This is a genomic window from Parabacteroides sp. ASF519 (assembly GCF_000364265.2).
GTDB classification, from domain to species: Bacteria; Bacteroidota; Bacteroidia; order Bacteroidales; family Tannerellaceae; genus Parabacteroides; species Parabacteroides goldsteinii.
Window position 1 is genome coordinate 3157879 of sequence record NZ_AQFV02000006.1, and the last position, 23835, is coordinate 3181713.

Annotated in this window: 18 protein-coding genes and 1 pseudogene; 9 read left to right on the forward strand and 10 right to left on the reverse strand. The window is 45.7% G+C overall.

Annotated features, from left to right (window positions below):
• Positions 1-182: 182 nt before the first annotated feature.
• Both C825_RS12360 and C825_RS12365 read left to right on the forward strand, forming a co-directional pair.
• Positions 183-2102, forward strand: coding sequence for a SusD/RagB family nutrient-binding outer membrane lipoprotein (locus tag C825_RS12360; RefSeq protein WP_010802678.1), 1920 nt, complete (start codon positions 183-185; stop codon positions 2100-2102).
• Between the two features lie 127 nt (positions 2103-2229).
• A pseudogene (locus C825_RS12365) lies at positions 2230-3812 on the forward strand (hydroxymethylglutaryl-CoA lyase-like TIM-barrel protein).
• Positions 3813-3865: 53 nt separating this feature from the next.
• Here C825_RS12365 and rpiB read toward each other — a convergent pair.
• From rpiB to C825_RS12410, 9 genes are all read right to left on the reverse strand, one after another.
• Positions 3866-4297: a ribose 5-phosphate isomerase B gene (gene rpiB, locus C825_RS12370; RefSeq protein WP_010802680.1), complete on the reverse strand. Its 432-nt coding sequence runs from the start codon at positions 4295-4297 to the stop codon at positions 3866-3868.
• Positions 4298-4478: 181 nt separating this feature from the next.
• Positions 4479-6506, reverse strand: coding sequence for a transketolase family protein (locus C825_RS12375; protein WP_010802681.1), 2028 nt, complete (start codon positions 6504-6506; stop codon positions 4479-4481).
• Positions 6507-6643: 137 nt separating this feature from the next.
• A complete protein-coding gene (locus tag C825_RS12380; RefSeq protein ID WP_010802682.1) occupies positions 6644-7336 on the reverse strand; it encodes an NUDIX hydrolase in 693 nt (230 codons plus the stop codon).
• A 26-nt stretch (positions 7337-7362) separates the two neighbouring features.
• Complete coding sequence (gene galK / locus C825_RS12385; RefSeq protein WP_010802683.1) at positions 7363-8508, reverse strand: galactokinase; 1146 nt, start codon at positions 8506-8508, stop codon at positions 7363-7365.
• Between the two features lie 79 nt (positions 8509-8587).
• Positions 8588-9844 carry an MFS transporter gene (locus C825_RS12390; protein ID WP_010802684.1) on the reverse strand — a complete coding sequence of 419 codons (1257 nt, stop codon included), beginning with the start codon at positions 9842-9844 and terminating at the stop codon, positions 8588-8590.
• Positions 9845-9890: 46 nt separating this feature from the next.
• Positions 9891-10967 carry an aldose epimerase family protein gene (locus C825_RS12395; protein WP_010802685.1) on the reverse strand — a complete coding sequence of 359 codons (1077 nt, stop codon included), beginning with the start codon at positions 10965-10967 and terminating at the stop codon, positions 9891-9893.
• Positions 10968-11167: 200 nt separating this feature from the next.
• Positions 11168-12934: an ABC transporter ATP-binding protein gene (locus C825_RS12400; protein ID WP_010802686.1), complete on the reverse strand. Its 1767-nt coding sequence runs from the start codon at positions 12932-12934 to the stop codon at positions 11168-11170.
• Between the two features lie 3 nt (positions 12935-12937).
• Positions 12938-14662 (reverse strand): ABC transporter ATP-binding protein, encoded by a 1725-nt coding sequence (locus tag C825_RS12405; protein WP_007658266.1) that lies wholly within the window; start codon positions 14660-14662, stop codon positions 12938-12940.
• An 86-nt stretch (positions 14663-14748) separates the two neighbouring features.
• Positions 14749-16278 carry a BT2802 family ribose utilization protein gene (locus C825_RS12410; RefSeq protein WP_044214345.1) on the reverse strand — a complete coding sequence of 510 codons (1530 nt, stop codon included), beginning with the start codon at positions 16276-16278 and terminating at the stop codon, positions 14749-14751.
• 169 nt (positions 16279-16447) lie between these two features.
• On the opposite strand from C825_RS12410, the gene rbsK reads away from it, so the two are divergent.
• The 7 genes from rbsK to C825_RS12445 all read left to right on the forward strand — a co-directional run bounded on the left by rbsK (position 16448) and on the right by C825_RS12445 (position 23193).
• A complete protein-coding gene (gene rbsK, locus C825_RS12415; RefSeq protein WP_010802688.1) occupies positions 16448-17377 on the forward strand; it encodes a ribokinase in 930 nt (309 codons plus the stop codon).
• A gap of 19 nt (positions 17378-17396) precedes the next feature.
• Positions 17397-18956 carry an ADP-ribosylglycohydrolase family protein gene (locus C825_RS12420; protein ID WP_010802689.1) on the forward strand — a complete coding sequence of 520 codons (1560 nt, stop codon included), beginning with the start codon at positions 17397-17399 and terminating at the stop codon, positions 18954-18956.
• A 9-nt stretch (positions 18957-18965) separates the two neighbouring features.
• Positions 18966-19979, forward strand: coding sequence for a nucleoside hydrolase (locus C825_RS12425; protein WP_007658250.1), 1014 nt, complete (start codon positions 18966-18968; stop codon positions 19977-19979).
• A gap of 7 nt (positions 19980-19986) precedes the next feature.
• Complete coding sequence (locus tag C825_RS12430) at positions 19987-20988, forward strand: GRP family sugar transporter (protein WP_010802690.1); 1002 nt, start codon at positions 19987-19989, stop codon at positions 20986-20988.
• Positions 20989-21145: 157 nt separating this feature from the next.
• Complete coding sequence (locus C825_RS12435; RefSeq protein ID WP_007658243.1) at positions 21146-21901, forward strand: hypothetical protein; 756 nt, start codon at positions 21146-21148, stop codon at positions 21899-21901.
• Positions 21876-22253: a GtrA family protein gene (locus C825_RS12440; RefSeq protein ID WP_007658237.1), complete on the forward strand. Its 378-nt coding sequence runs from the start codon at positions 21876-21878 to the stop codon at positions 22251-22253. The genes C825_RS12435 and C825_RS12440 overlap by 26 nt, the downstream gene beginning before the upstream one ends.
• Before the next feature lie 7 nt (positions 22254-22260).
• Entirely contained in the window at positions 22261-23193 is a 933-nt protein-coding gene (locus C825_RS12445) for a glycosyltransferase family 2 protein (protein WP_007658236.1), read from the forward strand.
• A gap of 79 nt (positions 23194-23272) precedes the next feature.
• On the opposite strand, the gene msrA is transcribed toward C825_RS12445, so the two are convergent.
• Positions 23273-23779, reverse strand: a complete 507-nt coding sequence (gene msrA / locus C825_RS12450) for a peptide-methionine (S)-S-oxide reductase MsrA (protein ID WP_010802691.1) — start codon at positions 23777-23779, stop codon at positions 23273-23275.
• Positions 23780-23835: the final 56 nt, after the last annotated feature.

Consider the following 23835-nt stretch of genomic DNA (forward strand, 5'->3'; position numbering starts at 1 on the left):
ATGTAGCAGACACGGAAGTGGTAATGTAGCAGACACGGAAGTGGTAATGTAGCAGACATGGAAGTGGTAATGTAGCATACATGGAACAAGCAATATTGAAAATTACGAATAAATATCATCTGCTAAAATCTAATTATAATCATTCATAAATATCAATTATCAACTACTAAGAACAAAATAAGATGAATACAAAGAATATATTGCTTACCGGCATGTTCACATTAGCGGCTTTGTTCTCTTCCTGTAACGATTTTCAGGAGATAAATGAAGACCCTAACCAAGTGGGCGAAGACAAAGTGAAGCCGGAATGGTTTCTCAATGCCTCCATCATCGGGGCGCAGATGAATCCAGAGATTGCCGAACGTATCTTCATTGCCGAATGGAATCGTGCCGCTCGCTTCAACCGAGGTAGCGGATTCACGATCGGTACGGACAATAACGATTATATCACCCTCTACCTCAGCAACTCCTATGCCGTAGGCTGGCTCAATAAGGCTACCCAGGCTATCGAACTGGGAGAAAAGAAGATCGAGGCAGGCGAAGCCGAACAATATCCTTATTATAAAAATGTGGTTCAGATGGCCCGTATCTGGCGTGCTTATCTGAATGCTGAAGTATCCGACGGCTTCGGACCTATCCCAGCTTTGTCGGCTTTCACCGGCGTACCCGGCGAATACGACAGTGTAGAAGCTATCTATGGTTTCATCCTCAAAGAGTTGAATGAAGCTGAAGCCTCTCTCGATCCTTCTATCAATATGGAGCCGATGGCAGGCGAAGATGCTTTCTATGCCGGAAATGTCAATGAGTGGAAGAAATATGCCAACTCCCTGCGTATGCGTTATGCCATGCGTATCTCAGCCGTATCGCCCGAACTGGCAAAGACCGAATTTGAAGATGCGGCAAGCAAAACCTTTATCTCGTCACTGGATGATCTGGCAGGCGTACAGGAGAAAGATGGTTGGAACGACCTGACAGGCGTCATGTCGCGTACCTGGAATGCACAGCCTATGTCTGTGACTTTCAAGAACCTGGCCGAAGGACTTGGAGGCATTGAATTTCCTCTTCCCGATTCCCTGAAGAGCCATCTGAAAGATCCCCACACCTATATGGGACTCTATCTGAACAAGCATTTCCCGTTGAATACCAACGATCCGTGTGCCGGATTCTATTTTGATGCCATTCCGCAGTATGTAGATCCCCGCGCACCGAAACTATTCAGCGTAGTAGGCTGGAACGACGGTGTGGTTTATTCCGACTATATCGGTGCAGCTAGCGAAGTGCACCCCGTTGAATTGATGGATCCGAACGATAACTCCAAACCGATGCTCACGATCGACCCGCGTTATACCTGGGGTACCTGGGTAGCCGGTGAATGGAACAACCTGTCCGGTTTAGTCAGTGCCTTAACCGGTAAGAACTACAACTATCCTTCCATGGCAAAACAATACCGTATGAATACGCAGAAGCGCGTCTTCTTCGGCCCGTGGGAAAGCTATTTCCTGATAGCTGAAGCTGCTCTGAAAGGATGGACGGTACCGGGCACTGCCCAGTCGAATTATGAAAGCGGCATCACAGCCAGCTTCGAATATCATGGCCTGCAAAGCCAGGTTTCTCAATACCTGTCCTCTACGGATTATAACCGGGTAGGTACCTCCGTCAGCTTCACCCATACAACGGAAGCGAAGCCTTATACCGTCAATTATGTCGATCCTTATACAAAGGAAAATAAGACAATGACCTATAACTTCCCGAAGAATTCAATTTACCGCGGCGGTGCTTACAACAACGACGCATTGACAAAGATTCTTACCCAGAAATATATCGCACAGGTACCCTGGTTACCCGAAGAAGCATGGAGCGATCATCGTCGCCTCGGTCTCCCGTTCTTTGAAAACCAGGCTGTAGAAAAAGACTACAACCCATTGAACCAGGTTCCTCTGACAATGGCAACAGCCAAGGAATGTCGCCTCGATTTCTACCCGAAACGCTACCGTTATCCGGCCAATATCCAGACCAATAACCTGGAAGGATACCAAAAAGCCTTAGAGCTGTTGGGCGGCCCCGATGTAGTGACAACGCCGCTTTGGTGGAATCAGAAATGAGACCTGCATTTCTCTTGATAGAAAAGTAGGCAAAAGATCAAGACTGCATCTGTTTCACTACTTTGATCTTTTGTTACTTTTCTATCAAGGGAAAAGTAAAGAAAACAAACTAAACAAAAACACAATTATGGTACGTAAACTATTAATCCGCGACCTCACCCTCCGTGACGGTCAGCAGTCAGCTTGTGCAACGCGCATGTCGCAGAAACAAATCGACCGTGTACTACCTTTCTATAAAGAAGTTGGTTTCTATGCGATGGAAGTATGGGGTGGGGCAGTGCCCGATGCCGCTATGCGCTACCTGAACGAAGATCCCTGGGAAAGAGTGGAAAAGATCAAAGCCGCAGTAGGTACGACCACCAAACTGGCTGCCTTATGCCGCGGACGCGACCTGTTCGGCTACAATCCTTACCCGGACAACGTTGTCAAAGGCGTATGCCGCAACACCGTCGAGTCAGGAATTGATATCATGCGTATCTTCGATGCCATGAACGATATAGACAATATGAAGCCGGCCATCAAGTACACCGACCGTTACGGTGGAATGGCCGATTGTGCCGTCTGCTACGCTATCGACCCTCACCATTCTGCCCTTGAACGGATCGAAGCCGCTTTCCACGGACGTCCCCTTCATAAGCCGGTCTTCAAGAACGACTATTTCCTGGACAAAGCCCAGCAGTTGGAGAACTTCCGGGCCGATATCATCACCCTCGAAGATGCCAACGGACTCATCACTCCTGCAAGGACTGCCGAACTGATACGCCTTTTCAAGAAGAACCTGAAATCTCCCGTCGACTTCCACACCCGCTGTACTGCCGGATACGGTCTGGCTTCTATGCTTGCCGCCATTGTCAACGGTGTCGACATTGTCGATACGAATATCTGGTATTTTGCCGGAGGCTGTTGTGCTCCCGCCATCGAGCTGGTCTACGTCTTCTGCAAAAAGATGGGTATCGAACTGGAAATTGATATGGAAGCCGTCGCCCGCATCAACGCCGAACTCCTGAAAATACGAAAAGAACTGAAAGCCTACGATACCTCCCGCGAGTTGCCCAATCCTTTCAATCCCCTGACCGATAAGTTACCTACCGAGATCGACCGCTTCTTCAACGATGCCATCGAAGCCGCCCGCAAAGACAAGGAAGACGACCTGATCATCTTCTGCCGTGCCATCGAAGAATACTTCAACTTCCCCGAACCCAACGAAATGGTCCAGAAATCGCAGATTCCGGCTAACATGTACAATCAGATAGTCGCCTTACTGAAGCAGCAGGACCATCCCGAGCTATTGGAGAAAGCGATGTCATTAATTCCCCGGGTACGGATGGATGCCGGCCTGCCCCCTTGGTGACGCCGGTAAGTCAGGTGATAGCCTCGCAGGCAGTTTCCTGTGCCCTCGACGAACTGAACGGTCGCCCGTTATATAGCAAACCCGTTTACCCCTTTATCTCCCTGATCCGCGGAGATTATGGGAAAACCCCGTTGCCTGTCGACCCTGACTTCCGCCAGCAAATAACCGGCAAGCGGGAAGAGCAACTTTATGATGCCTCAGATTATGAGATGCAGGAGAACCCTGTCATCGATGAAGTCGGTATTCTGGTAGCCGAAAATGAAAAGGAGATGCTTCTCCTCGAACTCTTCCCGATGTCTGCCCGCCACTTCCTGACAAAACAGAAGAAAGAGAAGTTCAGAAACGATCTGATGGTTTGATGTTTACCCTCTTATATTTATAAGACTGTTTTAAATAAAAAATCCCGTTGTTTTTACAACGGGATTTTGTTTATTCTTCGTATATGTCGACCGCCTTCGAACGGAGTGTTTAAAAAGGCTTCGACGGTGCGAGTAGCTTCCTCCTGACTGATAAACCGACCGGGCATGACAAGTATGTTGGCATCATTGTGTTCACGAGCCAGTCGTGCAATTTCTTCCTGCCAGCATAAAGCGGCCCGTATTCCCTGGTGTTTATTTAAAGTCATTGCAATACCATTTCCTGATCCGCAGATCGCTATTCCGGGATATACTTCCCCGGCTTCTACAGCGTAAGCCAACGGATGAGCGAAATCGGGATAATCGCAACTTTCTGTTGAACAGGTTCCGAAATCCTTATAGGATAATCCTTTGGAGTCCAGTATTTGTTTCACATACTCTTTTAGTTCGTAACCTGCGTGGTCACAACATAAACCTAGTGTTTTCATCTTTATCTGTTAGAGGTAGTAAAAAAGAGTGTTTTCAAGGCATGCTTGAAGCTCCTTTCAAGGACCGCTTGAAACCTCCTTCAAGAGTCCCTTGAAACCTCCTTCAAGACATGCTTGAAGCCTGCTTCAACAGACCCTTGAAAGTAATAGGAACAAACAGCCCTCTTTTACCAGTAGTTTCTTATGCTAATAATTCTTTAACTTGATTGTATACATTCTGTCCTGTGAAGCCCAGCTTTTCGTCGAGCACCTTGTAAGGAGCGGAGAAGCCGAACGATTCGAGCCCCCAAACCTTACCGTTTGCTCCGACTAATCCTTCCAGATTAACGGGCAGACCGGCGGTCAGGCCGAATATTTTGCTTCCGGTAGGAATAACAGATTCCTGGTATTCTTTGCTCTGGCTACGGAATAACCCTTCGGAAGGAACAGATACGACACGAACCTTTACACCGTCGGCACGAAGCAAGGCTGCTCCTTCTTCCAATGTAGCAACTTCCGAGCCGGAAGCGACCATGATAACGTCCGGATTTTCATCGCTTTCTACAATATAGGCACCCTTTTCGGCCTGCAAGGCTTCGTTGTAACGATTACCTTTGGAGGGCAGGTCAGTGATGTTCTGACGGGAAAGAATCAAAGCGGTAGGAGTGGCTGTATTTTCCATTGCCATCTTCCATGCAACGGTTGTTTCAATGACATCGGCCGGACGGAGAACCAGCATAGAGTTGTGGCCCTTATGGTTCTTCAGTTTTTCCATCAAGCGGATCTGTGCTTCCTGTTCAACCGGTTCGTGAGTCGGTCCGTCTTCACCAACGCGGAAGGCATCGTGCGACCAGATGAACTTCACCGGTTGTTCCATCAATGCAGCCATACGGATTGCAGGCTTCATATAATCGGAGAATACGAAGAAGGTACCGCAAGCCACGATCACGCCGCCGTGCAGTGACATACCGATACATACACAGGCCATTGTCAGTTCGGAAACACCGGCCTGGAAGAAGGCACCGCTGAAGTCGCCTTTCACGAATGAATGCGTTTTCTTCAGGAAACCGTCTGTCTTGTCCGAGTTGGACAGGTCGGCGGATGAGCAGATCATATTTTCAACCTTTGTAGCCAGTACGCCTAATACGGTAGCGGATGCGGCACGGGTTGCCTGGTTTGCTTTCTGTTCGATAGCTTCCCAATCCAGTTTCGGGGCTTTGCCGGAGAACCAGAATTTCATCTTTTCTGCCAGTTCCGGGTTAGCTTTCGCCCATGCTTCTTTAGCGGCGTAACGTTCGGCTACGATAGCTTCCAGTTCTTTGGCACGCTTTGCATAGAGTTCGGCAACTTCCGGGAATACGGAGAAGGGGTTCTGAGGATCACCTCCCAGGTTCTTGATTGTTTCTTCGATGGATGCACCGGCGGCAGACAGGGGTTGGCCGTGAGTAGATACTTTGTTTTCGTAGTTACTCTTGTCGGCACCCATGGCACCTTTACCCATGATGGTATCGCCGATGATCAGGGTAGGACGCTGGGTTTCGGCTTTCGCTTCGTCCAGAGCCTTGCGTATTTCATTTACATCGTTTCCGTTGATGCTGATCACTTTCCAACCCCATGCTTCATATTTCATAGCGACATTTTCAGTCGTTACTTCTTCTACGGTTGTAGAAAGCTGGATGTTGTTGGAGTCGTAGAACATGATCAGGTTGTCCAGTCCCAGTGTTCCGGCAACACGGCCGGCGCCTTGTGAGATTTCTTCCTGGATACCGCCATCGGAAATATATGCGTAAATAGTCTGGTTCATTACATCACCCAGGCGGGCTTTCAGGAACTTGGCGGCGATAGCAGCACCTACGGCGTAGGTATGGCCTTGTCCCAGCGGACCTGAGGTATTTTCGATTCCTCGCTTGATGTCAACTTCCGGATGGCCGGGAGTCGGGCTTCCCCACTGGCGGAACATAGACAGTTCTTCCATGGTGAATTTGCCTGTCAGGGCGAGGGCTGAATAAAGCATCGGCGACATATGTCCCGGGTCCTGGAAGTAGCGATCCCTGCCTTCCCATTCCGGGTTCTTAGGATCATAGACCAAATACTCTGAGAATAGTACATTGATAAAATCTGCACCACCCATTGCACCACCCGGATGACCGGACTTAGCCTTTTCTACCATTGAGGCAGCCAGGACGCGGATATTGTCCGCTGCTCTGTTCATTACTTTAATATCGTTCATTTTGATGAATTAGTTTAATTTTTGCACAAAGATAGGGAATCTCTTCTTATAGACCGCCATATCATACAAACAATTCATTTTCTGTAAAGTTTCCTAACGTGCGATATTTCTCGCAGAGAGCCGGATATGCAAGGAAGTTACAAGGAGAAATAGAATCCCTGATTCAGCAGACGGTCATATTTCTCTTTATTGAACATATAATAGAAAGCGCCTCTTTTAGAGCCCTTTTTATCTTTCTCGTCCAGTTTTTCCAGGATATCCATGGAGTTTAGTTTCTTGCGAAAATTACGTTTATCCAATGGAGTTTGATAAATTGCTTCATATAGACTTTGAAGCTGGGGGAGAGTGAATTTCTCCGGAAGAAGGTTGAAACCGATAGGACAGGTGGCTGCTTTTCTTTTCAGACGCGCCAATGTGTCGGCAACCATTTGGTTATGGTCGAAGATCAATTCGGGTATTTCACTGATTTTTACCCATTCGGCATTATGTTCTTTCAGCAGTTCCCGATTGAAGTCATTCATGTTAACTAAGGAATAGTATGCTACGGAGATAACCCGTTCCCCGAGGTCACGGGTAACATCTCCGTAGGCACCTACCTGTTCCATAAAAAGATTATCGATACCGGAGCATTCGGTAAGCACGCGGGATGCCGCTTCGTTTACGCTTTCGCCGGATTTGATAAAGCCGCCCATCAGAGACCATTGTCCTTTCAGAGGTTCAAAATTCCGCTTGTAAAGTAAAACATTGAGTTCACCACTGTTGAACCCGAGGATGATACAATCTACTGCAATGAAAAATTTGACTTCGTTCTGATAAAATGCGGCTGTCATGATTTTATGGATATTGAATTAATTTATTAAGCGAGTTTGCGTGCGCCGTCGCTGATTACTACTTCATATACTTTTGGTTCGTGTCCGAATTTCTTTGTATAAGATTCGAATGCTTCCTTAATGAAGGCATCGTGCAGTTCGTCTTTTACGAGGTTGATCGTGCAACCGCCGAAACCGCCACCCATGACACGTGAACCGGTTACGCCACATTTCTTGGCTACATCGTTCAGGAAGTCCAGTTCTTCGCAACTTACTTCATACAATTTGCTCATGCCGTGATGCGTTTCGTACATTTTCTGTCCTACGGTTTCGTAATCGCCTTTTTCCAGGGCTTCGCAAACGTCGAGTACGCGCTGTACTTCTTCGATCACATATTCGGCACGCATATAGTCTTCTGCGCTGATGTCACCTTTTACTTCGTTCAACATGCCCATTGTTGCGTCACGCAGGAATTCTACTTCCGGATGATTGCGGCGGATAGCAGCAGCAGCATTTTCGCAAGACTGGCGGCGTTTGTTGTAAGCCGAAGAAGCCAGCTCGTGTTTAACTACAGAGTCCAGCAATACCAGTTTATAGCCAACCGGGTTGAACGGGAAGTATTTATATTCCAAAGAACGGCAATCCAGACGGATCAGGCTTCCTTCTTTACCGAATACAGAAGCGAACTGGTCCATGATACCACAGTTAACACCACAATAGTTGTGTTCGGTAGACTGGCCGATCTTTGCTAATTCGAATTTGTCGATACCCAAAGAGAAGAGTTCATTCAAAGCGAAAGCATAGGTACTTTCCAAAGCAGCGGATGAAGACATACCGGCACCCAGAGGAACATCACCAGCAAATACGGTATCAAATCCCTGGATCTGGCCGCCACGTTTGATGATCTCACGGCATACACCGAATATGTATCTTGCCCAGCTTGCTTTTGGAGCATCTTCTTCATTTAGGCCAAATTCCGCATAATCGTTCAGGTCGATAGAGAATGCACGAACTTTACCGGTTCCGTTCGGTTTGATCTCTGCGATCATCCCTTTGTCGATAGCACCGGGGAATACGAAACCGCCATTGTAGTCTGTGTGTTCGCCGATCAGGTTGATACGGCCCGGAGAAGCAAATACAGCACCTTCAGTGTTGAATAACTCTTGAAATTTATCTCTGATTTTTTTCTGCATGATATTTTTCTTTTAAAGGTTATAAATGAAAGCGGTGTGTCAAAACAGACACACCGCCGTGAATTGGCATATTGAGTATTTATTCTGATTTCTTCGATGGTTTAGAACCGATAGCAGCATAGAATAAAATGTAAGCAGCACTAAAGAGTACAACCCAGTAGCTGGTCATATAATCAGTCATATCGGCAACCCAACCCTGGATGGCAACCATTACGGCGCAACCGAATACCATCGTCATAAAGATACCGCTGGCAATAGCTGTATATTTTCCTAATCCTTCGACAGCCATGTTGAATATACCGCCCCACATTACGCTGGTGCAAAGACCTACGAGAAGGAATGCCAGAATACCAACGGGAACTTCCTGCCAGATCACACTTAATGAAGCCCAGTCTACACCAGGAACTTCAACTGTATTTGTTTCGGGTGAGAACATACCGAAGCTAACCAATAGAAGAGTTGCGATCGATACGATAGTGATCATTGTGCGGCTGGAAACCTTACCACCGATACTTGCTCCCACGAAGCGTCCGATAAGCATCATCAGCCAGTAAACAGCTACAATAAGACCAACGGTGCTGGCAGGTATGCCTTTCGCTGTAAGGTATTGAAGAATATAGGTCGGAGTTCCGACTTCAACGCTCATGTAAAGGAAGATAGCGAGTGCTCCCAATGCAAAATGGCGATGGCTTAAAGCGCCTTTGATCAAGCTTGTGTCGACAGGAGCCTGTTCCGGTTCTTCGATTTTAGTAAACATGATAACTACGAATGCGATAACGAAAATAGCAAGGGCGATCATTAATGCCGGTGTTGCGTCGGCAATATGTGCTTTGGCTGCATCACCGATAAGAGCTCCCATCAGGATGTAGCAGGCAACGGCCGCTGTACTATTGAACACGCCTCCGAGCTGGATAAGCTGGTTACCCTTGTTACCACCGCCACCGAGCAGGTTAAGCATCGGATTAACCACACAATTAAGAATACACATAGTGAAACCGCTGATAAATGCTCCGATCAGATAAACCAGGAAAGCACTCTCTTTGCCCACATGGCCACTCATCCATTGAACTAAAATACCTATGATACCTACAACCAGACCGATAAGAGCTGTTTTCTTGTAGCCGTATTTGGCGATAAGCATACCGGCAGGGATACCCATTACCAGATAGGCAATGAAGTTACCATAGTTTCCAATTTGAGCAAGAACATTGCTTGCTCCGAAGTCGTTCTTTACGATAATAGCCATTGGTGAACAAAGGTTAGTCACGAATGCAATCATTGCAAAAAGTGCAATCATAATGATGATGGCACCCCATTGTTTTTTTTCTTGAGTCATTGATTGATCTTTTTTATTGTTATTGATATATTAATTTTGTTATTTGTTATTCGGCTGAGAATTTATAGATAGTCTTGCTTTCGAAAACTTCTCCCGGACGAAGTACGGTCGACGGATATTCCGGTTTGTTCGGACTGTCGGGGAAATGTTGTGTTTCCAGGCATAAGGCTGCTCTTGCCGGATAGCGTTGTCCGTTCTTTCCTTCGAAATTGCCGGTCATCCAGTTACCTGTATATAATTGTACGCCCGGTTGAGTAGTATATGTTTCCATGATGATACCGGTCTTGGGGGATTGCAGGCGGGCACAGAAACCTAGTTCGCCTTCTTCCTTATTTAATATATAGGTATGGTCATAGCCTCTTGCCCAGGTCAACTGGTCGGTCGGTTCGTCGATGCGGGCACCTACCAGATAAGGAGTGCGGAAGTCCATCGGCGTACCTTCTACTTTTTCGGGGGCACCGTAAGGAATGGCAGTTTCGTCCGTAGGCAGATAATAGTCTGCATTGATGGTTAACGTATGGTCTGCAACTGACGGGTCACCGGCTCCTGACAGGTTGAAGTAGGAGTGGTTGGTCAGATTTAATACGGTAGGTTTGTCTGTTACGGCCTGATACATGATCACGACTTCGTTGTCGTCGGTCAGGTGATAAGTGACAGTAGTCTGTAGTGTGCCGGGGAAACCTTCTTCACCGTCGGCTGAGGTATATTTCAGTTCTACGGTCTGGTCGTTGGTTTGATTAGCGTCCCACACAACGGAATTGAAACCTTTCAGTCCTCCGTGGAGGCTGTTGGGGCCGTTGTTGATAGCTAGTTTATCGTATACAATACCATCCAGTGTAAATGTTCCTTTGGCAATGCGGTTACCGTAGCGGCCGCAGATTGCTCCGAAGTAAGGTTCTTCAGAGACCAGATAATCATCGAGGGAATTATGTCCGGTAACTACATCGGTTAACTTGCCGGACCGATCCGGTACCATAAGCGATACAATTTTTGCACCGTAGTTGGTAATGGTAAGTTCTGCACCTTTTTTATTGGTCAGGATACATAGCATCGTCTCCTTCCCGTCTATTTGCTTGCTGAAATTTGCAACAGCCAAGCCAGACAGTGTATTCTTGTTCTTCATGTATGTAATGTTATCAAAATTGCGTGTAAAATTAGCCTACTTCTTTGTAAGTAGGATGCGCGAAAAGATGTTATAAAGCATAAATTGGCTTTTTGTCTGTCAAAAGAGTGTATTATCCACCTTTCTGGAAGCGAAGAATACGTTTTGCAATCCCAGTCAGGTTGTCCTTGTTGTATCATTTCCTGCTGAGAGGTCCTTACTCATTCGAACTGCTCCTGGTTGAGGGAGTAATATTTCCCTTTCAGTGCCAGTAATTCCTGATGGCTGCCTTGTTCGATAATCTTTCCATGTTCGAGGACGAGGATAAGGTCGGCGTTTCTCACTGTCGAGAGACGGTGGGCGATGATGAGGCTTGTACGTCCTTGCATCAGTTGGTCGAGACCTTTCTGGATAAGGATTTCGCTGCGGGTGTCGATATTGCTGGTCGCTTCATCCAGTAGCAGGATGGGAGGGTCGGCAATGGCGGCACGGGCGATGTTGAGTAACTGGCGCTGTCCCTGGCTCAGGTTGGCACCGTCGTTTTCAAGGAGCGTGTCATAACCTTGGGGGAGGCGCTTGATAAAGGAATGGGCAGCCGTTAGTTTGGCGGCGGCAATGACTTCCTCGTCGGTCGCATCGAGACGGCCGAAACGGATATTTTCGCGTACGGTTCCGGTGAAGAGATGCGTATCCTGGAGGACGATTGCCATGGATTGACGCAGGTTGTTTCGTTTGATCCGGCGGATGGGATGACCGTCTATCGTGATTTCTCCCGACTGGATATCGAAGAAGCGGGGGAACATGTTCAGGATAGTTGTTTTTCCGGCTCCGGTGGCACCGACCAGGGCTATTTTGCAGCCGGCCCTTGCATGCAGGGAGATTCCTTTCAGAATCGTTTTCTCCGGTTTGTATCCGAAATAAACGTCTTTCATGGCTACGTCGCCTTGTACATGCTGTAATGCGATTGCGTCGGAAGTATCCGGCGCTTCGGGTGTTTCGTCTATGACTTCAAAGATACGTTCGGCACCGGCTATAGCAGCCTGGATACTGTTGTAGAGGCTGGCGAGTTCGTTGATCGGGCGCCCGAACTGGCGGGAGTATTGCAGGAAGGCGGCCAGTCCGCCGACATCGAATCCGCGGAAGATGGCGAGCAGGGCGCCGACGATGGTGATAAATACATAATTCAGCGTATTCAGGTTCTGCATGACGGGCATCATCAGTCCGGAGTAGAACTGGGCCTTTTGCGACTTCTCTTTCAGATCGCTGTTCTGCACTTCAAAGTCGGCATTTACTTTCTTTTCATGGCCGAATACTTTGACGACCTTTTGTCCGCTTATCATTTCTTCGATATAACCGTTCAGTGTACCGATAGATTCCTGTTGTGCTTTGAAATATTTGCGGCTTCGCTTTACAATTTCTTTTGCGCTGAGGAACATCAGCGGGACAGTAATCAGGGTTACAAGCGTCAGGACCGGACTGATATAAAGCATCAGGCAGAAGATACCAATCAGCGTCAGAGCGCTGGAGAGCATATCGGAGAGGCTGTCGGTCAAGGCGTCGCTGATCTTGTCGATATCATTCGTATAACGGCTCATCAGGTCGCCATGCTGATGGGTATCGAAATACTTGACCGGCAGGTGTTCCATCTTCTCAAAAAGGTCGGAACGCATCCGGGTGACTGTTCGCTGGCCGATCTTGTTCAATAATATATATTGGATATACACGGCTGCGACCCCTGTCAGATACACGACAGCCAGCATAATCAATATCCGTATCAATCCGTGGAAATCTCCCGGAATGATATAGTCGTTGATGATGGGCCGTAACATATAAGAGCCCAGCAGGTTGGCTATGATGCTGACAATAATCAGGAAGCCAATCACGAACAACAAGCGCCGGTCGCATGACAGGTACGATATCAGCCGACAGAAGGTTTTTCGTCCTTCTTTGGGTTTTGCATTATCTTTCAAGTGATCTCCGTGTGCCATAACTTAAAACAATACTTGTTGTGAATGATAGATTTCCTGATAGACGGTCGAACGCTTGATTAGTTCGTCCGGTGTTCCGATAGCGTTGATCTCGCCGTCTTCCAACACGATGACACGGTCGGCAGACTGCATGGTGTTGATTCGCTGGGTGATGATGAATACGGTTGTATCGTGCAGCATGGCATTCAGGTTGTTCCGTATTTTCAGTTCCGTTTCGGTATCGACGGCACTGGTGCTATCGTCCAAGATAAGGATTTTCGGTTTACGGAGCAAGGCACGGGCAATGCAGATACGTTGTTTCTGGCCGCCGGAGACATTGATACCTCCGCGTCCCAGCAACGTATTGTAACCCTCGGTGAAGGAGCAGATGAAATCGTGTGCTTCGGCGGCACGGGCGGCTTCTTCGATTTCCTCCATCGAAGCGTCCGGCTTTCCCCATCTCAGGTTGTCGATAATGGTACCGGTAAACAGTTCGTTCTTTTGCAGAACCATGCCGATGCGGGCATGCAGTTCATCCAGGTTATAGTTTTTTACCGGGATGCCGTCGATCCGTATTTCTCCCGAAGTGGCGTCGTATAAACGCGGTATCAGTTGCACCAGGGAGCTTTTGGCAGAACCGGTGGCACCGACCAGCGCAATTGTTTCGCCCGGGTTGGCCCGGAAACTGATATGTTGCAAGACATCGTTTTCCCCGCCGGTATAGCGGAAACCGACATTGTCGAAAGTCACTTCTCCTTTCTCTATCCGGTATTTATCCTGCAAACCTTCTTGTGTGTTGGTCAAAGAAGGTTTCGTATCCAGTACTTCCAGGATACGTTTGGAAGAGGCGGAGGCCCGGGCATACGACATAATAATCATGGAAAGCATCATCAGTGACATCAAAACCTGCGCCAGATAATTGACGAACGAAATCAGTTCGCCGACCTTCAACTCGCCGTACATCACTTTTTGTCCGCCCAGCCACAGGATAGCCAGGATGGATAAGTTCATAACCAGCTGCATGACCGGAAATATGGAAACGACAATATTGGATGCCCGGATAACCATATCGCGTAACTCTTCGCTGCTCCTGGTAAATTTCTTTGTCTCGAAATCTTCCCGGACGAACGATTTGACTACACGGATATTAATGAGATTCTCCCTGACCACTCCGTTCAGTTGGTCCACTTTCTGCTGTACTTTCAGGAAATAAGGAAACCCTTTGCTAAGTATCAGGTAAACGCTTCCGCCCAGAATGGGGATGGCGGCTATCAGTACAACAGCCAGCTCCCGGTTAATCCTGACAACGAAAAAGACAGCCATCGCCAACATAAGGGGAGAACGGAGCAGAAGCCGCATAGACATCAGCACAATTTGCTGTATACGGGAAATATCGCTTGTCAACCGTGTCACCAGCGAAGCCGAACTGAATTTATCTATATCGAAAAAGGACAGTTGTTGTATCTTGTCGAAAAGCCTGGTCCGCAAGTCGGTTCCGAAGCCGATACCGATGCGGGAAGACACATACACATTAATGATATTAACGAATAATCCCGCCAACGAAATCAAAATCATAAAGGTACCGACCCGTGTAATAACCGAAAGGTCACGAGGCATAACCCCGTTGTCGATAATCTCAGCCATAAACATCGGCTGAACAGTTTCACACAGTACAGTTATCAGTACAAGCAGCGGACTGACTGCCAGTCCTCCTTTATATTGTTTGAGTATTTGCCAATATTTCTCCATGTTGTTCTGCAAAGATAGAACATAATTGGGAAAAGAGTTGTTCGATGTGTTAAATACACTTCTGCTTACCCGGTGAGGCTTTTTGGTTATCCGATATAGTTTTCTTTTAATATTTCGGCGAAAGGTCTGTTTGTCAGTTTACTTTCTATCCATGAAAGTATATCGAATGTTTTAAGCAGTTGCTTTTCATATTTGTCTTCCCTGATTTTTACTATTTCTTTTTGAAATTGCATCCACAGTTTGTTTTGCGCTTTCTGATAAGACGGCAATGGATAGGACATGACAAAACGGAACAGTAGCTTTTCTGTACGGTATATATGTTTTTCATAATGAATATTACGCTTGATGGAGTTGATTTCATTTTCGAAAAAGCTGTAATCCCCCAGTTCAGCCAGTATCAGCAGATTTATCAACCGGGCCGTTTTATATGAAGGCAATGTATGAAATAGTTTGCCGGAGCTGAATATTTTCTTCATGCTTTTGTGTGCTCTCTCCGGTTCTTCCAGGCACAGATAAAGAATGGCAGTATTCAAATACAGTTTTAGTTGTGTTTCCAACCTGAGCAGGCCGATCTTTTTAAACAAATGATCTTCATAGTTGCCGGATAGTTCCAAGGCAATTTCGAACTTGCCTGTATTTATATAACTAACTTGCTCATATTGATAGATGGAAGCATTTATTTCCAAAAGAAATTCTGTTGCGTAGTCGCCCTGCTGCATTTTTCTCAGGCGGTCTATGAAAAAAGGCATTTCCTGGTACAATCCTGCCAGATGAAGACTGTCGAGAATGCCTTTTAGGGCACTCAAATAGTAAATCGGAGGATTCAGGATCAGGTGCTGATTCGATTCGAAAAGAGTAATAAGTTCCTGATAAAAACGGATGGCTGATTTATAGTTACCTGTATTCAGATAATAAGTGGCCTGAAACAGGAGATGTAGTTTTCTGGCTTCAAATCCTTTGTAGGAATTATTGGCTATCAGATTCAGTTCGCTTAAAACCAGGTCATTCAGGTTGTCTTTTTGTTTCTCGGAGCGTATATATCCTTTATTGGCAATCCGATGTTTTAAAATATCATATAGTTGCAGGTGAAGATTGATATTTCTTGAATATTTCATGATGTCATTGATCTTCATCTGTTTATTGACCAGTTCCCGTTCAGATATTTCATTGAAACCGAGTGAACTAAGATATTTAAGTTCAGTCCGGCGTATCAGAAGGAGGAGCGGATCGTTTTCATAGGTCGCTGCAAGTTTTTGGGCTTTATTCAGTTGATTGAAGGCTTCTTCAAACAGTTCTCTTTCGAACAGAATGTCTGCTTTTGTTATATAGTTGAAAATAGTTGCCTGTACATCTTCTTTCTTCCGTAAATGTACCAGGCAATCCATAATCACCCGGTAAAGATGCTTGGCTGCCATATCGAAATTGTTCTTGTTTTCCTCCTGGCAATAGAGCCTGTAAACTTCGTCGGAAGGAATCCCTTTATTGATCAGGTCGAACAGGAAAAGATAGTTCTTTTCACCACTTTGCAAATTGGCATATAAACGGAAGTATCTTTTTTCTGCCTTTGTCAGAGACTGTATAAGCTGTATGAGATGATCAGGATTCGTGTATTTCATGTCAGTACCGGATTTATTTATAAAGTGTTTTTGAGGTAACATCAGTGCACGAATTTAGAATTTTTTTTTTTATTTGGGATTATCTGTATGGATAAATTATTTATGGAATAGTAGAGAATATAGAGCTATATTTGTATCGCTTCATTGCAGACTTTCAATTCGTATAGATATGGATACAGAACAATTAAGGCGGCATAATATCCTGGTGGTGGGCAGTAGCAACACCGACATGGTAATCAAGGCCGGACATCTTCCCCGTCCGGGGGAAACCATTCTGGGAGGAACTTTCTTTATGAATCCCGGAGGAAAAGGTGCAAATCAGGCGGTCGCTATTGCCCGTTTGGGAGCATCTGTAACTTTTATATGTAAGACAGGCAGTGATATTTTCGGACATCAGTCTCAGCAACTTTTCGAAGAGGAGGGGATTAATACTTCCTATATCTTTTCAGACTCGGAGTATCCTTCCGGCGTAGCTCTGATAACAGTAGATGAGCAGGCCGAAAATTGTATAGTGGTGGCTTCCGGTGCAAATGCCAATTTATTACCTTCGGATCTGGCAAAAGCGGAAGAGGCTGTCGATCTGGCAGATATTGTTTTGATGCAGTTAGAGATACCGATGGAGACTGTAGAATATGTTGCAGAGATCGCATATTATAAGAATAAAAAGGTGATATTGAATCCGGCTCTGGCACAACCGTTATCTCCGTCGTTATTAAAACATCTTTATATGATTACGCCTAACGAAACAGAGGCGGAAATGATTTCCGGAGTTAAAATAACCGGGCAGGAGTCGGCGGTTAAGGCAGCACGTGTTCTTTCTGAAATGGGCGTGCAGAATGTCATCATTACGCTGGGTTCAAAAGGGGCGCTGGTCTATTGCGACGAAGGAGTGGAGTTTATCCCTGCTTTCAAAGTAGAGGCTGTGGATACGACGGCAGCAGGTGATCTCTTTAATGGCGCCTTGGCTGTTGCTTTATCGGAAGGGCGGAACCAGATCGAGGCTGTCCGGTTTGCCTGTAAAGCTTCCGCTATTTCCGTCACACGGGTCGGGGCACAATCGTCCGTCCCTTACAGGAGTGAAGTCGATATATTTGAATAACAACTATAATCTGTATATTATGAAAAATCTAATTATTCCTGTTTTATCAAGTTGTTTTCTCCTGTTGGCTTCTACGGCTTGTTCCGAACGAGCGTCGACAACAGGAAAGCAAGTTGTTTTACCATCGGAAATATCGATTAGCAAAGACAAACTGATGGATAAGATCAAAGGAGGCTGGGCCGGACAAGCGATTGGTTGTACATACGGAGGGCCGACGGAGTTTCGTTATAACGGGACGATGATTCAGGATTATGTTCCTATTGTCTGGCCGGACGGGTATATAAAATGGTGGTATGAGAATGTTCCGGGATTATATGACGATGTTTATATGGACCTTACTTTTGTTGATGTCTTCGACCGTCTGGGCTTGGATGCACCTGTCGATTCTTTTGCGATGGCATTTGCGAATGCCGGATATACGCTATGGCATGCCAATCAGGCTGCACGCTATAATATCCTGCAAGGTATCATGCCTCCCGCTTCCGGCCATTGGCTGAACAATCCGCATGCAGATGACCTGGATTATCAGATCGAAGCAGATTATGCCGGTTTGATGTCGCCGGGGATGCCGAATACAGCTTCGGAGATATCGGATAAGATCGGGCATATCATGAATTATGGCGACGGTTGGTATGGTGGCGTTTATGTGGGAGCCATGTATTCACTCGCATTTGTTTCGGATGATATAGCGTTTATAGTTTCCGAAGCCCTTAAAACGATTCCGGAAGAAAGCCGTTATTATCAATGTATGAACGATGTGATCCGCTGGCATAAAGAGTTTCCGGATGATTGGAAACGTACCTGGTTTGAATGCGAAAAGAAATGGAGCGAAGATATCGGTTGCCCGGATGGCGTTTTTGTCCCGTTCAATATCGATGCTGTAATTAACAGTGCTTATATCCTGATCGGTTTGTTGTATGGTGAAGGTGATTTTTATAAAACGATGGATATTGCCACCCGTTGCGGGCAGGATTCCGATTGTAATCCGGCTTCGGCCGCTGGAATTTTAGGGACAGTTTTAGGGTACAGCAAGATTCCTGAATATTGGTTGAAAAACCTGAGAGAAGTGGAGGATATGGACTTTGCCTATACTACGATCTCTCTGAATAAGACCTACCGGATGAGTTTTAACCAGGCTTTGCAGGTCGTAGAACGGAACGGAGGGAAGATAGAAGGAGATAATGTCTTTATTTCCTGCCAGCAACCTGTTCCGGTAAGATTGGAGAAGGCTTTCGAAGGATTATATCCGGTAGACCGTATAGGTGTTAATAAACAAGTGGCAAAAGTGGGTGACGTTACATTTGAAGGGACAGGCATTGTCTTTAAAGGGAATGTGCAGGCCAGGGATAACGAGTATGTTGCCCGTGTGGAAATGTACATAGATGGGGAATTAGTGGAAACAGCCAATTTACCCGCTTCATATATTACCCGCCGCCATGAATTGTTTTGGAAATATCAGTTGCCTGAAAAACAGCACACCGTCACTTTTAAATGGCTGAATCCCCATCCGGATGCATCAGTCAATTTCGGTGAAGCGATTGTTTATTCGGATGCACCATTGAAAATAAACCATCAATAATATCATATCATGAAACATCTATTTTTGTTAATCTGTGTATTATCCCTGCTGGTCTCCTGTAACAGTACACCGAAGAAAACCGTACAGGAAACCGCCATGCAGCCTGTCAGTCTGATCCTGGATACTGATTTGGGGCCTGATTATGATGATGTCGGTGCAATGGCTGTCATGCATGCCCTGGCTGATAGCGGATATGTCGATATTCTTGCAACTTTGTCATCCAACCATGATGAATCAGTCGTCCCTTGTATCGAAGTATTGAATACCTATTTTAATCGTCCTTCCATTCCTGTCGGGGCGCCCAAAAGCGAAGGCGGTGTAACGATGACTTCCGGTCATAAGATCAAATGGACGGAGGCTTTGCCTGATAAATATCCTCATAAAACAAAGAAGACGTCGGATGCTCCTGATGCCGTTCAGGTATATCGCAAAGTGCTGAGTGCGCAGCCAGATAAAAGTGTGGTGATCTGTACAATCGGCTTTTTTACCAATCTGAAAGACCTGTTACATTCCGAAGGTGACGAATATAGCCCTTTGTCAGGAAAAGAACTGGTCGCTAAAAAGGTAAAACAAGTTGTCGCTATGGCTGGCTTTTTCCCAAAAGGACGGGAGTTCAATGTCTTTTGTGACACGCCGGCTTCGAAGACTGTGGCAGAACAATGGCCTACTGAAATTGTCTTTAGTGGTTTTGAGATCGGAAATGTCGTTTTGACGGGTAAGAAGCTGGTCGCTTCCGATATAACGGATAGTCCCGTAAAGGATGCTTATGCCTTGTGCTTTGCGGAAGGAGATCCGGACGGACGGATGAGTTGGGATCTTACGGCTGTCTGGGTCGCCATTAAAGGATATGACCCTTATTATAATGTGGAACGTGGAATATTCAAAGTGATCGATGAGGAAGGTACTAACACTTGGATTCCGGACGAGAACGGAAAGGACCTTCGTCTGATAGAAAAGATGCCGGCCGGTCAGATGGCTGCCTTGCTGGAAAATTATATGATGCATCAACCTGGTTCTAAATAGTAAAGATATGTTTATTGTACAAAGTTATACATTGGCAATTGTTTTTTGTGTTGTGACCATGTTGTGTTGGGGCTCATGGGGAAATACACAGAAACTGGCCTCCAGGACATGGAGGTATGAGTTCTTTTATTGGGATTATGTGATCGGAGTTCTTTTGTTCTCCGTTATCTCTGCTTTTACCTTGGGTAGTATCGGTTCCGAAGGCCGCAGTTTTATTCCCGATCTGATGCAGGCCGAACCGGTCAGCATCGGCAGTGCGTTTTTGGGAGGAATCATTTTTAATGCCTCGAACATATTGCTTTCGGCAGCAATAGCCATATGCGGTATGTCCGTCGCTTTTCCGGTAGGAGTTGGTTTGGCTTTGGTTTTGGGCGTCCTGATCAATTATTTTGGTGCCGCTAAAGGAGAGCCATTGTTTATTTTTGTCGGTGTGGCATTGATTGCTGTTGCGATCCTTCTGAACGGGCTGGCTTATAAAAAAGCATTGGTCGGCTCAAAAAAAGTTTCCGGAAAAGGAATATTTATTTCTGTTGCAGCCGGCGTGATCATGGCTTTCTTTTACCGTTTTGTTGCTGCTTCCATGGATCTGGAAAACTTTGCCTCTCCCGCAGCAGACAAGTTGACGCCCTATACGGCTGTTTTCATTTTTGCCCTCGGCGTATTTGCCAGCAATTTTCTCTTTAACACGATTGCAATGAAAAAACCGGTAGAAGGCGCCCCTGTCTCTATTGCCGGTTATTTTAAAGGGAATATCCGTACCCATTTTGTCGGGATATTAGGCGGAGTGATCTGGTGTATAGGGCAGTCATTCAGTATGATTGCTTCTGAAAAAGCCGGAGCCGCCATTTCTTACGGCCTGGGGCAAGGTGCAACATTGGTTTCGGCCCTGTGGGGAATCCTGATCTGGCATGAATTTAAAGGAGCGCCCAGATCTTCCGGTTATCTGAATTTGGGAATGTTCCTGTTTTTTGTTGTCGGTTTGGGTTTCCTGATCTATGCAGGCGTTTGATTCGCATAATTTGAACTGATCTGGGGGATAAAAGGTAAATAAAAATGCCATTTATCCCCGTTTTTATGCTCTAATGCCAAAAATATCGGGAAAAAGCCTTACTTTTGTCTTAGTTTCTTGTTTATTGGGTATAGTATATAACTAAAAAAACAGGTCTATGAAAGAAGAAGGTGATGTATTCAAGAAGTTCCGTGACTCTTTTAGCAAGATGGACGGACATTTCCATATATTAGAACAGCGTGTTCCGGTTGAACTTCAGATGGAATATTTCAAGTATTCCGAACAGGTTCGTAAAGAAAGGGCAAAACCGGATTTAAACGATATGGATTATACAGCCTTCCGCGAAAGTCTGTCTAATCCGGAGTCGACAACCGATTATAAGAAATATATTTTATCCATGCTGGCAACTTCCCGCGAGGTGAAAGCCTACCGGATGCTGGAAGATTATGTGCAGCACCCGGACGAAGATGTGAGCAACTGGGCTTATATGGCTTTGATGGAAAGTCGCATCTCTTTGGAGTCGGAGTTGTCGGATGAGAAACAAATATATATTTCGACAGGGCTGGGAGGCAAAGGTGAGAAATTGCGCTTTTACGTATTGATGTTATCCAGGGATCGTAAACCTTTCCTGGAGTATCAGCGTAAAGTCATAGAACGTGAGTTCGCTTATTTCCTGCCGAAGGCCGACTGCGAGATAGAGCGCCTGACGATCGGGGAGCAATATGTGGAACTGGTGTTTTTGATACCGGTACGTGCAGACATCAAGTTAACCCTTGACAAGGTTATCAATGAATGTAACCAATACGGCGATTTCCTTTCAGACATCTTTACAATAACAAATGTAAAGGAACTGACCGAGCAGGAAGTCACTGATATTATAAATAAGAATGGAAACAGTAAAACAAGCCATTAAGTATGGTATAGTGGGAGTGGGGAACACCGTTATAACAGCTGTCGTTATCTGGATAATGATGAAGCTGCTCGGTTGTTCGGATATTGTATCGAATATAGTCGGTTATGCGGCGGGGGTACTGAACAGTTTTATCTGGAACAAGCAATGGACGTTCCATAGCGATGCGGGCTGGATGAGCAGTGCCGTTCGTTTCGGTGTTGTGTTCGGTATCTGTTATCTGATGCAACTGGGGTTGCTGATGTATCTGAATGCCAACCTGTCGATCGATCCTTATTATAACCAGTTGCTGGCTATGGCTTTTTATACGGTTATTAATTTCGTAATGAATAAGTTTTATACATTCAAGTCATAAAAAGCAGATGAAGAAGCTTGCAGTTATAGTGCCGTGTTACAACGAGGAGTTGGTTATATCCGAATCATACCGTCGTACAAAGGAAGCATTGCAGTCGGTGCCTATTGCTACTGAAATTATTTATATAAACGATGGAAGCCGGGATAAAACCCGGGAATTGCTGGATGGTATAGCTGCCTCCGATCCACAGGTAAAGGTAATCCATTTTTCAAGAAACTTCGGACATCAGCCGGCCGTAACGGCAGGTATCAATAACTGTGACGCTGATCTGGCCGTCATACTCGATGCCGATATGCAGGACCCTCCCGAACTGATTCCCGGTATATTGGAATTGCAGGAAAAAGAGCATGCAAACGTAGTCTATTGCGTACGAAAATCGAGGGAAGGGGAAAGCTTTTTCAAAAAAATTACCTCAAAAGCATTTTACCGTTTGCTTAATTATATGAGTGATGTCAGCTTTCCGCTGGATACCGGTGACTTCCGTATGATCGACCGGAAAATTATGGATCAATTCGACCGGTTTCAGGAACGGGGTAAATATATCAGGGGATTGATAAGCTGGCTCGGTTATAAGCAGGTGCCGTTTTATTATGAGCGGGAAGCCCGGATTGCCGGTGAAACGAAATATCCTTTCAGCAAAATGTGGAAGTTTGCCTCGACGGCCATGTTGTATTTCTCTAAAAAGCCGCTTCGGTTGGCAACAAGTTTGGGATTTATAGCTGTGGTGGTCGGTATTGTTTTGGCCGCTTGGTTTACACTGGGAAAAATCTACGGGTTCAGTAATGCCGAAAGCGGTTGGACTTCCATTATGACATCTGTTATTTTCTTCGGCGGTGTCCAGCTGTTGACGGTGGGTGTTTTAGGACAATATGTAGGGATTCTGTTCGATGAAATCAAAGCGCGTCCCGAATATATTATTGACGATAAGAAAAACTTCTGATAGTATATTTTTAGTTTCTTCCGGATGAAACAGTTGTTTCTCCCGGAAGAAATTTTAGTTTCCTTAGGATGAAACAAAATCAATCATTGAATATCTTCCGATAAATATGACAATAAGGAGTTTCTCCTTTCTTGTCGTAATAATGTTGGTGATAGTCTTCTCCTATCCAGAATTTCTCGGCAGGTTCCAATGCCGTAGCTACTTTAAATCCCATTCCGAATAATTTACCGATATATCTTTCCGCGATCTCCTTCTGCTCTTCATTGCAATAGAAGATAACGGAGCGATATTGGCTGCCTATGTCCGGACCTTGTCCGCCCACCTGTGTGAAATCATGTGTTTCGAAGTAAAGACGCAGCAATTGTTCGAAGCTGGTTTGTGAAGGATCAAAGATGACTTCAACGGTTTCCACATGGCCGGTTGTCCCTGTTTTAACTTCCGGATAGGACGGATTATTTACTGTTCCGCCCATGTAGCCGACATGCGTATATTCTACGCCTTTTACTTTTTCCAGGTGATATTGGGTTCCCCAAAAACAGCCGGATGCAAAATAGGCTGTTTCTTTATGAAAGCTATTCTGTGTCATATTCTTATTCAGCGTTTGAATTATTCTATTTATATTTGTGCAAATATAATCTTTTA